This is a genomic window from Bradyrhizobium sp. CER78, assembly GCF_029846235.1.
In the GTDB taxonomy this organism is placed as follows: Bacteria; Pseudomonadota; Alphaproteobacteria; order Rhizobiales; family Xanthobacteraceae; genus Bradyrhizobium.
In genome coordinates this window covers 462,320-476,238 of record NZ_JARVWP010000004.1, presented here as the reverse complement: position 1 = coordinate 476,238, position 13,919 = coordinate 462,320, and the positions used below count along the sequence as shown (strand labels likewise).

The 13,919-nt window shown below is 65.1% G+C and carries 14 protein-coding genes and 1 riboswitch; of the genes, 6 read left to right on the top strand and 8 right to left on the bottom strand.

The window, feature by feature from the left end; all coding sequences use genetic code 11:
• Positions 1-37: 37 nt before the first annotated feature.
• Positions 38-2,719, top strand: coding sequence for a PAS domain S-box protein (locus QDT69_RS11115; protein WP_279706600.1), 2,682 nt, complete (start codon positions 38-40; stop codon positions 2,717-2,719).
• Between the two features lie 40 nt (positions 2,720-2,759).
• Here the strand turns inward: QDT69_RS11115 and QDT69_RS11110 are convergent, their stop codons facing one another.
• From QDT69_RS11110 to glsA, 5 genes are all read right to left on the bottom strand, one after another.
• Positions 2,760-4,127 carry an amidohydrolase family protein gene (locus QDT69_RS11110; RefSeq protein WP_279706599.1) on the bottom strand — a complete coding sequence of 456 codons (1,368 nt, stop codon included), beginning with the start codon at positions 4,125-4,127 and terminating at the stop codon, positions 2,760-2,762.
• 24 nt (positions 4,128-4,151) lie between these two features.
• Positions 4,152-4,436 (bottom strand): DUF308 domain-containing protein, encoded by a 285-nt coding sequence (locus QDT69_RS37205; RefSeq protein WP_347952031.1) that lies wholly within the window; start codon positions 4,434-4,436, stop codon positions 4,152-4,154.
• On the bottom strand, positions 4,433-4,714 hold the full coding sequence (locus tag QDT69_RS37200; protein ID WP_347952030.1) for a DUF308 domain-containing protein: 282 nt from the start codon (positions 4,712-4,714) through the stop codon (positions 4,433-4,435). The genes QDT69_RS37205 and QDT69_RS37200 overlap by 4 nt, the downstream gene beginning before the upstream one ends.
• A 476-nt stretch (positions 4,715-5,190) precedes the next feature.
• The gene (locus tag QDT69_RS11100; RefSeq protein ID WP_279706598.1) at positions 5,191-6,840 is read right to left on the bottom strand and encodes an MFS transporter; all 1,650 of its coding nucleotides are present in this window, start codon (positions 6,838-6,840) and stop codon (positions 5,191-5,193) included.
• Between the two features lie 69 nt (positions 6,841-6,909).
• Positions 6,910-7,905: a glutaminase A gene (glsA, locus tag QDT69_RS11095; RefSeq protein WP_279706685.1), complete on the bottom strand. Its 996-nt coding sequence runs from the start codon at positions 7,903-7,905 to the stop codon at positions 6,910-6,912.
• 372 nt (positions 7,906-8,277) lie between these two features.
• Here glsA and QDT69_RS11090 point away from each other — a divergent pair, with 372 nt between their 5' ends.
• Together QDT69_RS11090 and QDT69_RS11085 are read left to right on the top strand one after the other, a co-directional pair.
• Positions 8,278-8,481 (top strand): hypothetical protein, encoded by a 204-nt coding sequence (locus QDT69_RS11090; protein WP_050420457.1) that lies wholly within the window; start codon positions 8,278-8,280, stop codon positions 8,479-8,481.
• 242 nt (positions 8,482-8,723) lie between these two features.
• A complete protein-coding gene (locus QDT69_RS11085; RefSeq protein ID WP_279706597.1) occupies positions 8,724-9,809 on the top strand; it encodes an SMP-30/gluconolactonase/LRE family protein in 1,086 nt (361 codons plus the stop codon).
• A gap of 206 nt (positions 9,810-10,015) precedes the next feature.
• Here the strand turns inward: QDT69_RS11085 and QDT69_RS11080 are convergent, their stop codons facing one another.
• Positions 10,016-10,366 (bottom strand): GrlR family regulatory protein, encoded by a 351-nt coding sequence (locus QDT69_RS11080; protein WP_026192881.1) that lies wholly within the window; start codon positions 10,364-10,366, stop codon positions 10,016-10,018.
• A gap of 321 nt (positions 10,367-10,687) precedes the next feature.
• On the opposite strand from QDT69_RS11080, the gene QDT69_RS11075 reads away from it, so the two are divergent.
• The gene (locus QDT69_RS11075) at positions 10,688-11,044 is read left to right on the top strand and encodes a hypothetical protein (protein ID WP_279706684.1); all 357 of its coding nucleotides are present in this window, start codon (positions 10,688-10,690) and stop codon (positions 11,042-11,044) included.
• 12 nt (positions 11,045-11,056) lie between these two features.
• On the opposite strand, the gene QDT69_RS11070 is transcribed toward QDT69_RS11075, so the two are convergent.
• Positions 11,057-11,440: a VOC family protein gene (locus QDT69_RS11070; RefSeq protein WP_279706596.1), complete on the bottom strand. Its 384-nt coding sequence runs from the start codon at positions 11,438-11,440 to the stop codon at positions 11,057-11,059.
• A 94-nt stretch (positions 11,441-11,534) separates the two neighbouring features.
• On the opposite strand from QDT69_RS11070, the gene QDT69_RS11065 reads away from it, so the two are divergent.
• Both QDT69_RS11065 and QDT69_RS11060 read left to right on the top strand, forming a co-directional pair.
• Positions 11,535-12,332: a hypothetical protein gene (locus QDT69_RS11065; RefSeq protein WP_279706595.1), complete on the top strand. Its 798-nt coding sequence runs from the start codon at positions 11,535-11,537 to the stop codon at positions 12,330-12,332.
• A gap of 216 nt (positions 12,333-12,548) precedes the next feature.
• Positions 12,549-13,073, top strand: a complete 525-nt coding sequence (locus QDT69_RS11060; protein ID WP_279706594.1) for a hypothetical protein — start codon at positions 12,549-12,551, stop codon at positions 13,071-13,073.
• A gap of 120 nt (positions 13,074-13,193) precedes the next feature.
• Here QDT69_RS11060 and QDT69_RS11055 read toward each other — a convergent pair whose 3' ends face one another.
• Positions 13,194-13,610, bottom strand: a complete 417-nt coding sequence (locus QDT69_RS11055) for a hypothetical protein (RefSeq protein WP_279706593.1) — start codon at positions 13,608-13,610, stop codon at positions 13,194-13,196.
• 217 nt (positions 13,611-13,827) lie between these two features.
• Positions 13,828-13,907, top strand: a riboswitch (ZMP/ZTP riboswitch).
• Positions 13,908-13,919: the final 12 nt, after the last annotated feature.

The following is a 13,919-nucleotide window of genomic DNA, read 5'->3' as shown; positions in this document are numbered from 1 at the left end:
CGTATATTGGGGTGCATTGGACCCCGGCCTTGATGACATGACCGCTGAATTGCCGCCGAATTCGCAAGCGCCGCGTGCGTTCTCCCTCTCGATTGGCCAGCTCACGTTCGGCAGCTTCCTGTTGGTTCTGGCTGTTATCATCATCACATCCACGGCCAGCGTGATCGCGATCCGGCACATCGATACGACCTTTGCCGAGCTGCAGCGACTGCAAAGCGTCGGCGACATCGCCGAGGATATCGACCGCCGCACCAACGAGCTGCGGCTGGCGGCGCGGGACTTCGTCACCGAGCCAGGCAACCAGTCCGCCCAGGTCGCGCAGGCGGCCCAGTCGCTGAGCGAGATCCTGAAGAAGACCCGGATCGAGCTGGCGCCTGAGCAGCAGGACATGATCGACGGCGTCACCCAGCGGCTGGCGACCTATCGCAGCGGGATCGAGCGCATCTCGGCGCTGCTCAGCCGCCGCGCCGAGATCGTCGCCGGGCTGCCGCCGCTGCGCGATGCCTTCGACAAGGCGGTCGCCGAGAGCAACGACGCCACGCTTGCGAACACGCTGTCGCAGATCCAGAGCCGCATCGCCACCGCGCTGCTGGCGCACAACACGTCGGCCGCCGAGCAGGCCGCGCAAAGCATGCGGGCGATGACGATCGCCGATCCCAGCCTGCGCAGCGCGGTCGACAATTATGCCGAGGCGATCAGCGCGATTTCGGTGCGCGAGGGCCAGATCGCCGACATCGACCGCGAGGTGCTCGGCGCCGAAGGCCGCCTGATCCAGAAGGTCACCGAGCTGTTGCGCGAGCTCAGCTCGCGCCGCGGCCATGTGCTGTCGCGCGATTTTGCCCGGACGCTGGCTGAGGCAAAATGGCAGAGCATCGTGCTCGGAACGGCGGGCGTGCTGATCGGCCTGTTCGCCTCCGTGCTGGTGGTGCGCCGCACCGTCCGCCCGCTGGCCAGGATCGCGGGCTCGATCCGCAAGGTCGCGGGCGGCGAGAAGAGCGCGTTCATCCCCGGCGCCGACCTCGACAATGAGATCGGCGACATCGCGCGCGCCGCCGAGGTATTCCGCCAGACCCTGGTCGACGCCGACAGCGCGCGCGAGGCCGCACTGCGCGCGCTCGCCGAGCAGCGGCTCGCCGAGGAGAGCTACCACAAGCTGTTCGAGGCATCGGTCGACGGGATCTACGTCACGACGCCGGGCGGCACGCTGCTCAACGCCAATCCGGCGCTGGCGCGGATGATGGGCTATGCCACGCCGCAGGACCTGATCAACGGCATCGGCGACATCGCCTCCACCGTCTATGTCGATCCGGCGGCGCGGGAGCAGTACCAGCAATTGATGGCGCGCGACGGCACGGTGCGTGACTACGAGTACCAGGTGCGCTCGCGCGACGGCACCGTGCTGTGGCTGTCCGATTCCGCGACCGTGGTGCGCAACGACGAGGGCGAGGTGATCCGCTACGAGGGCACGGTGCGCGACATCACCGACCAGAAGCGCGCCGAAGATGCCGTCGCCGAAGGCCGCCGTATGTTGCAGATGGTGATCGACACGGTGCCCGCCGTCATCAACGTCAAGGAGCGCAATCTGCGCTACGTGCTGATGAACCGCTACATGGCGGGCATCTTCGGCGTCGAGCCGCAGGACGCGATCGGACGGACCACCGCGGAGCTGATGCAGCGCTATGGCGCCGCCAAGACCGACGAGAACGACAAGCGCGTGCTGTCGGTGCGGCGCGAGCTCGGCTTCTATGAGGAAGAGTACAAGGACGCAGCCGGCAACATGCGGCAATGGCTTGTCAACAAGCTGCCGATCCTCGATGCGCAGGGCGACATCGAGAACATCGTCACGGTGGCGCTCGACATCGGCGAGCGCAAGCGGTCCGAGCAGGAGATGCGCAAGGCGAGGGATTCCGCCGAGGCCGCGCTGCGCAACCTGCGGGAAACCCAGAATTCGCTGATCGAGGCCGAGAAGCTCGCCGCGCTCGGCCGCCTGGTGGCCGGCGTCGCCCACGAGGTCAACAATCCCGTCGGCATCAGCCTCACGGTGGCCTCCGCGCTGGAGCGCAAGACCGCGAACTTCGAGGCCCAGGTCGAGCGCGGAGATTTGCGCCGCTCCAGCCTCAACGATTTCCTGAGCACGGCGCGGGATGCCTCCTCGCAGCTCGTCGCCAATCTGAACCGCGCCGCGGAGCTGATCCAGTCGTTCAAGCAGGTCGCAGCCGACCGCAACTATTCCGACCAGCGCACCTTCGATCTCGGCGATCTCACCGAGCAGGTGGTGATGAGTCTGCGGCCGGGCCTGCGCAAGCACAATCTGACGCTCAACGTCGATTGCGAGCCGAACCTGATGATGAATTCCTATCCCGGACCGTATGGCCAGGTGCTGACCAATCTGTTCCTCAACGCGGTCGCGCATGCCTTCCCGGACGGCAAGGCCGGCGAGGTCGAGATTCAGGTCCACGCCTCAGGCAATGACTATGTCGAGGTGATCTTCGCCGACAACGGCTGCGGCATGAGCCTCGACGTGCGACGCCGCGCTTTCGATCCGTTCTTCACGACGCGGCGCGACCAGGGCGGCACCGGGCTCGGGCTGCACATCGTCTACAGCATCGTCACCACGCGGCTCGGCGGCCGGCTCTCGCTCGATTCCGCGCCGGGCAACGGCACGCGCATCCAGATGATCCTGCCGCGCGTCGCCCCGCTGGAGCAGGCGGCGGAGTAGGCGGGCTCCGGCTCGGGCTTCGTCATCTCGAGGACTGCCGTTACTTCTTCATCTCGCCGGCAAGCAGGTTCTTGTAGATCTTGCCGTTCTTCATGATGACCAGGAAGTTCTTTGCGGGATCTTCGATCAGCCTGATGTTCTCGATCGGATTGCCGTCGACCAGCAGCAGGTCGGCCAGCGCGCCTTCCTGGACCATGCCAAGCTTGCCGGGATATGGATTTCGCGGCCCGGACAGACTGAGCAGTTCAGCGTTGGTCGATGTCGCCATCGTCAGCGCTTCGGCCGCCGTGTACCAGCGGGTGAGGTCGGCCAGCATAGTGCCTTGCCGATCGGCCAGCGCCTTCGAGAACAGGACATCGGTGCCGAATGCCGTCTTGATCCGGTATTTCCTCGCCAGCGCATAGACCCGTTCGGTCCCGGCAACCACTTGCCGCATCTTGTCCTGTTCCGCGGGCCCCAGTGCGCTGGCGCCCGCCAGATCGAGGAAGGGCTGCGTGCTCAGCCAAATTCCCTTCTCGGCCATCAGGCGGGCCGTTGCGTCGTCCATGAGATGACCGTGCTCGATACACTTGACGCCCGCCGCGATCGACCGCTGGATCGCAACCGGCGTATAGGCGTGCACGGCAACGTAGGTGCCCCAATTCGCGGCGGCTTCGACGGCGGCACGCAGCTCCGGTTCGGTGAATGTCGATACGTCGAGCGGACTGAACGGCGATGCGACACCACCGCCCGCGGTGAGCTTGACCTGCGAGGCCCCCTGCATGAGCTGCTCGCGCGCGCGCACGCGAACCTCGTCTGGACTGTCCGCGATCATGCTGCCGCCGATTTTCTCCATGCGGCTGAGCATGCCGCCGATCGTTCGCGGCAGATCGGACAGCTGCCGGAAATCGCCATGGCCGCCCGTGATGGTGATTACAGCGCCTGACGGGTAGATGCGGGGCCCGGCCACGAGTCCGTCGTCGATGGCCCGCTTGAGCCCGAAGGTGGGCCCGCCCATGTCGCGAACGGTGGTGAAGCCCCGCATCAATGTGTCGGTCGCTTCCGCCGCGGCGAGCAGATTGTTGTAGCCGACGTCACCCGCGATCGCAGCCGCCGGCGTCGGGCGCACCAGCATCGCATGCCAATGCGCGTCGATCAGCCCGGGCATCAGGACGCGCTCGCCGCCATTGATCACCTGCGCATCGGCCGTGATCGCCGAGGTCGAGATCGTCTCGATCTTGTTGTTGCGGACCAGCACATTCGATGGCGCGGACAGTGTGCTGTTGTTGCCGTCGAAGATGCGGACGTTCTGGAACAGGACCGCGGAATCCTGTGCCTGCGCCGCCGGCAAAACGCCGAGGCTCATGCCGATCGCCGCAAGCAGCACGGAAATCCGGACGATCCCGCTCTTTATTCTCACACCTGACACGTTCGGTCTCCCCCCAAAATGCTGCTACGCCGGCCGGTCGGCGGGCCGCAAGGCATAGGTCAACCAGCCGATGCCGTGGGACATCAGGTCGATGCCCAGTAATAGTCCAAGCACCCAGAGCCCGGTTGCCGGAAATCCGCTCAAAATGATGAGGCCCGCGAGGACGCCGAACACCCCGGAGGCCGCCAGGACCCAGCCGGACTGCCGCCAATGGCCGATGCCGATCGTCACGCGGACGAGCCCGGACACCAGGAGCATCAGGCCGAGGACGTAGGTCAGGATCAGCGCGCCGGTCACCGGCTGGCTCAACAGCACGATTCCGGATGCAATGTAGAGGGCTCCGAGCAGCAGCTGCCACAGGAAACCTCCCACCCCTTGGTCCAGAAGGCGTGCACGATCTCGAAGCCGCCAGCGAAAATCGCCGTCCAGCCGATGAAGATCGCGCTGACCACGGTGAAGAGCACGACATCGCCGAGGACGAGGACGCCCGCGACGATCATGGCGATCCCGAGCAGGACGCACATCCATAGCGGCGGCGGCGCGATGCCGGTGAGACCTAACGCGGAACTGTTGTCGGTGGTCGCCATGTTATCCTCCTCAATTCCCGGGCCGGGAAACGCGTCGCGGATTGGCCGGCGCGGCGATCCGTGCCGTTCGAGCGGAGCGGGAAGCCGCGCCTGGGATTACCAGCGCCACCCGCAGCGACGACGGCCGCGGTGCCACCAGCAGGACCAGCGTCGCCGGCGATGCCAATGACGGCGGTGGGGTGGTCGCGGTGGCGGCCGTGGCCGCGGTCGCCGGCTGGTGGCAACTCTATGCACATTCGGCCCGGCATCGTCCGCCCTGGTGACGAGGTCCTTTTCCAGCGCGAGCGGCAGCGCCTTCGCGCTCTCTGCCAACAGACTTGTACCCAGGCCTGCGACAACGACACCGCCGAGTATGCTCCGCAGTGCCGTCCGGCGATCGATGTCATGCATGGCTTGCTCCTTCCGTTGTTGCCGGGACGTCGTTGTCTTGCTCCAGCGGGTGATGCGCATGGATCGGCCGGTCCGGCCGGCGCGGATCAGCTGGTTCGTTCGCGGTTGTCCGCCGCGTTGTCATCCGGAATCTCTCCCGGCCGGTAGTTCGGCAGCTGCCCCGCCGGAATGACCGCGAGGAGGGCGAGGCCCGCCATGATCAACAGCCCGATCTTCAGTGCCCGCAGCCGGGCTTCGGTGTTGACCCGGACCGCTTCCTCGACCTGCTGTGGCGTGCCGCTCGTGGCTTCGAGCACGCTGCGCAGCCGGTCATTGCTGACGAAAGTGATGTTGTTGAGGTCAACCTGGCTTTGCAGCTCCTTCGTCAGCACCGGGCTGGCCGTGATCTTGCCGAGGGCGATAGTGCTCAGCAGACCAACGAGAAGGGCGCCGGCGACCGCCGTACCTACCGCGGCCGCGAGGTTTTGCGTGGTCCCGCGCAAGGACCCGACGTCTCCCGCCAGCACCTTGGGCGAGGCCGTCACCAGGACGTTGAACAGCAGCGTCACCAGGGAGCCCTGGCCGATGCCGAACAGGACGAGACCAAGCAGAACGGGAATCTCGCTCCAATCGTTGCGTACGACGAAGGCGAGCCACAGCAGCGCGACGGTGCAGAGCGCAAAGCCGAAACGTCCGATCTGGCGAGGTGTCAATCTGTCGTAGAGATTGACGATCAGCATCGCCGAGAAGAAGACCGTGAGGTTGAACGGCATCATCGCGATCGCGGTGGCGATCGGCGAGCGTCCCTGCACGATCTGGATGTAGAGCGGCACCGTGAAGTTCAGTGCAGCCTCCAGCGCGACCACCGCGAACAGCGCATAGACCGCGCAGCGCTCCTCGGGCGAGTCGATCACCTCCAGTGCCAGCAGCGGGGTTTTTCCCGCGGCCTGCTGCCGGTGCGTCCAGCTCAGAAATGCCTGTCCGAGCACGATGCCGATCACGATCATGATCGGCGCCGGCGAAACGCCCAACAGATCGAACGGCGCGTTGGGACGGGCGAGGGCCAGCCCCCAGCCGTTGAGATTGTTGAATCCGAAGCTGATCAGAATGATCGCGCTGGCGGCGAGGGCAACGCCAACCAGATCGATCTCGATGTCGGGGCGGCCGCGGTCGGGCTTCAAGCGAAAACTCAGCAGGAAGACGATCGCCGACACCGCGATCAGGATTCCGAACGCCGGCCGCCAGCCGATATAGGTTCCGAACACTCCGCCGATCACGAATGCGAGCACGCCGGCAGCGGCACGCGCCGAGCCCAGCGCGCCGAGGGCCGTGGCCTGCTGGCGCCCGGCATAATTCTCGGCGATCAGGGCGACGAGCGAAGGCACGATCACCGCTCCGGCGGCACCGCAAAGCGCCTGCGCCGAGATCATGGTGGTGGCCGTGGGGCTGAATGTCATCAGGAGCTGCGATGCGAAGAACAGGACAACTGCAAGGCGGAACACCTGCAGCGCGCCAAATCTTTGCGCGAGTTTCGCGCCAAGCATGACGAAGCCGGCCACGAGCATCGAATAGGCCACTATGCCGGTCGCCACCGTGGTGGGGGGCACGCCGAAGCTTGTCACCATGCCGCCCATGGCAACCGGGAGCGATGCGACATTGAACGACATGATCATCTGGCCGAGCGCAATCGCAATCATCGGAACCCAAGATGCGCGCTCCTCCTGGTGGATGCCGCCGATCGATATTGTCTGCGCCATGGCGTCCTCCGATCTTCTCGGCTTCTACGATCGGCCCGCCCGCGGCAATGCCGATCTTGCGACGACCGCTCAGCCGTCCGGCTGCGACACGAGCAGATCCATCCCGAGTCGCTGTGACAGGAATTTTGCGGCGAGTTGGCCCCTCACGCTGTTGCCGGCGGCATCCAGCGGCGGGGCGAACGTGCCGAAGCCCCCTTTGCCCGGGGATACCGCGACGATGCCGCCGCCGATGCCGCTCTTTCCCGGCAGGCCGATATCGTAGAGCCAATCGCCCGATGTCTCGTACAATCCGGCGGTGACCATCACTGCCAGGGTGTAGTGGCATACGGCTGCGTCGACCACCCGTTGCCTGGTCACCGGGTTCACGCCGCCGTCGGCCAAGGTCGCGCCCATTACGGCCAGATCCCTGGCGCTGACATTCAGCGAACATTGCCGCGTGTAAAGATCAGTCGCCTGCCTGGCGTCGCTGTAGATCCGCTCGTAGCTCTCCAGCAAACGCGCGATGCTTCGATTGCGGAAATTGGTCTCGGAGGCGGATGCATAGACCTCCTCGTTGAGCGAGAGAGGCCGGCCGGCGAAGCGTGATAACCCGTCGTGGATGAATTGCCAGCGGTCCTCGACGGACCGGCCCGGCGCGAGGCTGGTCGCAGCAATGGCGCCGGCGTTGACCATCGGATTGGTGCGCCCGTTTCCCTGCTCGATCGCACCGAGCGAGTTGAAGGGAAGACCGGTGGCGTTGGCGCCAAGCTTTTCGCGTGCTGCCTCCGGGCCGATCGTCTCGCAGATCAGCGCAAACAGGAACGGCTTCGAGACGCTCATGATCGAGAATTCGTGGTCGACGTCTCCAGCGCCATAGACACGGCCACCGGTTCCGACGACACAAACACCGAACAGCTCCGCCGGAACCCGTGCGAGTGCCGGGTAAACCTGCGACGTCGCTCCATCGGTGTTCGACTTGAATCGCCGGTACGCGTCTTCGACAAGCGCCTGCACCATCTCCGGACCGGGTAGATGACCGGTCGAGATGTAGGCCTGCTCTCGCTGATCGACCGAAGGCGACGCCATCGCATCTCTCCGTCCGAACGGACCCAACGGTGGCCGGTTCCATTCTAGAACACGATGCGTCCGGACAGTCAGCGCCAAAGTTTTAGTTGAGTCAACCTACAACCGGAGCCTGGTGCTGCAATCCAGCTATCAACATTTGCGAACAATTCACCTGAGGTGATGTTCAAGTCAGTGAGGCTGACGCGATTTCTTTTCAACTGCCGACGCATCCGCAATCGCTTCAGTTTGAATCAAACGGCGGACGTCGCTGCGGCGCGCAATCAACGACCGATTGCAACGTTTTCGTTTGAGGGAGTACGATTGCGGCGCGTGCGTGCGAGCCGAAGTGAGTGTGGGAGGCGCGGGGCATCAACCGTAGCAATGAGATGTACCATGGTGGCGCAAACAAGTGACGGACATCTGTTCCTGTTCAAGAAGCTTGGCGGCCTGTTCGCGATCATAGCCGGATGCCTGCTGACAGCGGTGGGTGTGACGTTCGAGTCTACCGATACGACCGTTATCGGCATCCTGCTTCTGGTGCTGGGTGCCGTCTTGCTCGTGCTCAAGATCATGAGACGAAATCAGCAGCCCGGATAGCCGGGCTGCATCGGCGTCTCCTGCGGCGCTTGCGAAGCGAGCCTTGAGGATCAATGGCCCCGATGGCGGCCGTCGATTCTTCGAGACGGTCGTGTTGCGCCCTCGCGATCACGGGCCCGACGATCGATATTCGATCAGTATCGATCGATGCGCGAACGGCATTGGACCGTCCGCGACAACGCTCCTACGGCTCGCTCAACCGATCCAGCGATCAGCGGGCGGTGCGAGCAGGGGAGGAAGACATGATCTCACGGCGCAATCTGGTGGCCGGCATCGGCGCGGGCATGGCGAGCGCAGCGGCCAGCCGCGCCATGGCGCAGTCGTTCCCGTTCAAGCCCAATCAGCGCTATCCGGATCCGGCGGTCGAAATCCTCGACCCGAGCTTTGCCAAGTACCGGCTCTACAGTTCTACGCTCGAGCAGGTCGCGACCGGCCTGCGCTGGGCGGAAGGGCCGGCCTATTTCCCCGAGGGCGGCTATTTGCTGTTCAGCGACATCCCCAATAACCGCATCATGAAGTACAGCGAGAAGGACGGTAGCCTCAGCGTCTTCAGAAGCCCCGCCAATTTCGCCAACGGCAATACCCGCGACCGCCAGGGCCGGCTCGTCACCTGCGAGCATTCGGTGACGCGGCGGATCACGCGCACCGAGAAGAACGGCAAGATCACCGTGCTCGCCGACAATTTCGAGGGCAAACGGCTCAATGCGCCGAACGACATCGTGGTGAAGTCCGACGACACCATCTGGTTCACCGATCCGGTGTTCGGCATCGCCGGCGAGTGGGAGGGCTTCAAGGCCAAGCGCGAGCAGGACAACACCAACGTGTTCCGCATCGGCACCGACGGCAAGCTGACGGCCGTCATCACCGATCTGGTCAATCCGAACGGGCTGGCGTTCTCGCCGGACGAGAAGAAGCTCTACGTCGTCGAGTGGAAGGGCACGCCGAGCCGCAGCATCTGGAGCTACGACGTCAATCCCGACGGCAGCGTCCGCAACAAGAGCAAGCTGATCGACGCCGCCGACCAGGGATCGCTCGACGGCTTCCGCGTCGATCGCGACGGCAATCTGTGGTGCGGCTGGGGCAGCAACGGCGCGCTGCAATCGGAGCCTGTGGATGTCAACGGCCGCAAGGTCTATCAGCTCAAGGGCCGGTCTGAGGATCTCGACGGCGTGATGGTGTTCAACCCGCAGGGCAAGCCGCTCGGCTTCATCCGCCTGCCGGAGCGCTGCGAGAACCTGACCTTCGGCGGACCCAAGAACAACCGCCTCTACATGGCGTCCTGCCATTCGATCTACGCGCTCTACGTCGACGCGCACGGCGCGACGTGAATAGGGAGAACGGCAGAAACATGTGCCAGCACCGTCATCCCCGCGCAAAGGCTTCGCCTTTGTCGCTGGAGGAGCGGCGAAGCCGCGTCTCGAAGGGTGCACGGCCCGGCTGGTGGCCGTCGATCCTTCGAGGCTCGCTGCGCTCGCACCTCAGTATGACGGTCCGAAAGCGCTCAAACACGATTCAAGCGCAACCTTATCGTGCGCTAATTGATATCCGCGAGCTTGTGCAGCGTGGCGCCGAAGATCAGGCTCGCCTTGCCGACCAGCGCGGTTCCACTCATGGTGCCGCGGGTGTCGGTGAAGGTGCCGGAGACGCCGATGCCGACCGGCGCGGGCCCGCCGAACAGCGGGTTGTCGGTGTCGCGCGGCGTGGTGTGGCGTTGCACAAGGACCTCGCCCTTGAATGCGTCACCCTTCACCGTGTAGCTGCCGGTGTAATAGAGATAGGCATCGCCGCCGAGAATCTGTCCGTCGCGGAAGAGAATCACTCCGCTGCCCTTGCCGACGCGTCCGTCCAGCAGGGTGACGTGGATTGAGTACAGCCCGTTCTTCATAACGTCCCATGGACCGGCTGCCGCGCCCGCAGCAATCCGGATTGGTTTTTTATGCCAAAGCGAGCAACCTCGTGCAATGCGGCAGGTTGATTCCGGGTGTCCGGAGTGGCCGTGAACCCTCGGTTCCTGCCAGGCGGTGTGACGGCGCGATGACAGCGGACCGTGCGCGCGACTCGAACTGGCCCGCGAAATGCATAGCTCTGGTTGCACTGGCCGGTGAGTGCTGGAGCAACACACATGACAGACAGGATAGAAGCTGGCGGCCGCTTGGCGGGCCCCGACGACGATTCCGAAACCTTGGCCGGCCATCGCAGGAGCCGGATGCGGGTGTACCTGCCGCTCGGCCTCGTCGTGCTCGTGTCGGTGGCGGCTGCGCAGCTAGCGCAGGCCCGCGATCCCGACGGCCGCTACGCTAATTCGCCGCTGAAGGAGTGGTTCGACGGTCTGCGCAGCGGCAAGGGGCCGTGCTGCTCCGATGCCGACGGCACTGCGGTCAGCGATGTCGATTGGGAGTCGAAGGACGGGCACTACCGTGTGCGCCTCGAGGGGATCTGGATCGACGTCCCCGACGAGGCCGTGGTCACTGAGCCCAACCGGGCCGGCCGCGCGATGGTGTGGCCGATCAAGAGCTACATGGGCGTGACGATCCGCTGCTTCATGCCCGGCAGCATGACGTAGCGCGACAGTCGCTCACACGTATTTCTTGTCGCGCTCGAGCAGTTCGATCGAGATGCCCTGCGGGCCGCGGATGAAGCAGATCCGCACGCCCGGGCGGATCGTGGTCGGCTCCTTGGTGAACTCGACGCCCTTGGCCTTGATTTCGGCCGCAACCGCATCGATGTCCTTCACCGTTAGTCCGAAATGGTCGAGCCCCTGATACGGCGTCGCCGGCGGTGCGTTGACGCCGTCGCCCTGCGTCACCTCCGCGATGAACACCTTGGCGCCGCCGAGCTGGACGTCGATGCGGCCTGGGCCACGGATGATCTCGCCGCCGAGAATGTCGCGCAGCCAGGTCGCGGTGGCTTCCGGATCGGGACTGCGCAGATGGACGTGGTCCCAGGTGACGACAGGCATTGCGATCTCCTTGTTGTTCTCGCGCCGCGTCGGCGCGCGGCACTCGCTCTCGCGCGGTGCAAATCTAGCGATCGGCCGGCTGTGATGCCATCCCGTGCTGCACGTCGCAAGATTGTCGTCCCGGAATGAAACCATTCCGGCCGATGGCGATTGTTCTCGCGTGGCCGCTCGACCTGCGGTCGTCCCGGATGCCGCATGCGGCGATGGCTGCGGTCTCTGTGCTGGCGGGATCTGGTCGGGCGTTGAGGGTGAGGGCACGACGATGCGGATCGGCTTGGCGTCGTTTCGAAATGTTGCCGCCGGACGTCTCGGTGACGGCGGCTTCTACGCCAGCCTGCTGCTGTCGTTGATCGCAATCGCCGGGATCGCCGCCTGGTTCATGCTCCCCGAGCCGAGCGACGCCGGAGACCAGGATATCTGGCCGGTGTCTTCGGCCGTCATCCGCACCGCGCAGGATGTGCCGACCGGGGTGCAGCCTGCCCAGGCCCCTAGGAAGGAGGCGCTGGCCGCACCGGCAGACGAGCCGGCCACGGTTGGCATGGCCACCGCCCCGCAGCCGGCCGAGGAGGCCAGGTCGTCCCAGCCGGGCGCCGAACGATCGCCGCTGGACCGGGTGCGGATCGCCTCGCAATCGTGGCGCCGCGGCGGGCTCGGGTCCAAGGTGCTGGTCACCCTGACGCTGCGCAACGCCAATGATTTCGCGGTCAAGGATATCGAGATCGCCTGCGCCTTCATCCGCCGCGACGGCAGCCCGATGACCGAGCGCAAGCGCCTGATCCCGGACACCATCGCCATGAAGAGCCGCAAGACCTACTCGCAGATGCTGATCGGCTTCGTAAATGTTAACGCAAACAAGGCGAAATGCTCTGTCGTGACCGCCAGCCGCGCCTAAACCCTGCATCTCGAAAAAGTGAGCAGGAATTGACTTGCCGGGTGAACCGTAACGGCCAGGCAGGAACTAACTAATAAGCCGACCGTTAGAGAACGACCCGGAAGCGCGGGATGGCGACTGTCCGGGTGATCATGCGCAGACGATGAATTCGCTGCGCGATGACTGATGTCGTCGCGCCGAGATGAACCGCGCCCGTGCGCGGGGGGAGCTACCAAAATGCCTGTGGCGCGTTATTTCCTGTTCGTTGGTGGAGTGCTGCTCGCGCTGCTCTTCGTCGTCAGTGCCATCGTGCCGCAGGAGGCCCCGGTTCCCGGCCAAAGCCAGGCCATCTCATCGCCGGGCGCCGACAAGACCATGGTCCGCATCAGGTCGACGCAGAAATTGCCGGAGCGGGTGGTATACGATACCAGCCAGCCGATCATCGTTCCGGCGCAGGTGAACGCGGTTGCCGCGGCCGTCCCGCCGGCAACGGGCGACGCGTCGGCACAGGCCCGCGTCCGCAACACGTTTGCCCAGTTCATTCCCGAGAAGGCTGACGCGCAGAAGGCCGTGGCCGAGGCGAAACCGGCCGACCAGCCGGCCCAGGCTCAGCCGCCGGCTCCGAAGAAGCACAAGGTTGCGCGTTACCATGCCCATCCGCAGCAGCCGATGCGGCTGGCGCAGCCCGGCATGTATCAGCCCTATCGCGTCGCGCAGCAGCAGCCGCGCATGGGCTTCTTCGGCGGTTTCGGCACCTGGTAGGCAGGGTCGCGACGCAGCCGGCAACCAGCACGCCGCCGCAAATGCTTGCGGCGGCATTTTCATGTCCGCGAGATCAGCCGGCAACCGGACGCAAATAGTCGTACGGGCCATTCACGCCGGTTAGCGCGGCAGGCGCGGAATCTTGTCGGCGAAGCCGTTGTAGCAGGTCAGCCGCTCGTCCTCTTCCTTCACGAACCGGCATTCGTTGACGCCCTTGGCAGGGGCGGCCTTCGGCTTCGGCTGCGGCTTGAAGATCTCGTCGTAGCACATCAGCCGCTCCTTGGTGGCGTCGTCGATGTCCTGGCAGGCCTGGAGCTTCTGCGCGACCGATTGCGGCTTGCCGGGAGCGGCAGCCTTCTCGCCCTTCTTGGCCGCCGACTTCTTGCCGACCTGGACCAGCGGCTTGTCGCCGACCATCGGCTGTGAGGCCGCCGCCGGCTTGTCGGCCGCCGGCGGTGGCGTGGTGGCTGGAGCCGTGCCCTGGGCAAGCGCGGCAGCCGGGCAGAGGAGCGCCAGCGCGATGATGATATGTCTCATGTTGAAATTGTCCGAAATGGCGTGATGACCGGAAGGATGGCGCCGGGGATCGGAAAAGCCCGGCAAGCGCCGAGGCTTATCGCAAGTTCTGCCCGAATCCTACCCCCAGAGACGACCCACCCGACACCGATCCACCGGCAAAAACAGGGGCAATTCGTCGCCGGTTCGACCGCAACCGAGCGTGATTTGCCTTTGCGGGGCCCACCGGCTATCACGGCGCCATCTGCGCGACTGGCGCTTGGATGGACCACCATCGGGGAGCGCAGAGACTGAACGCCGCGCGCCTGGGCACCGCTTCGAAACGGAGGT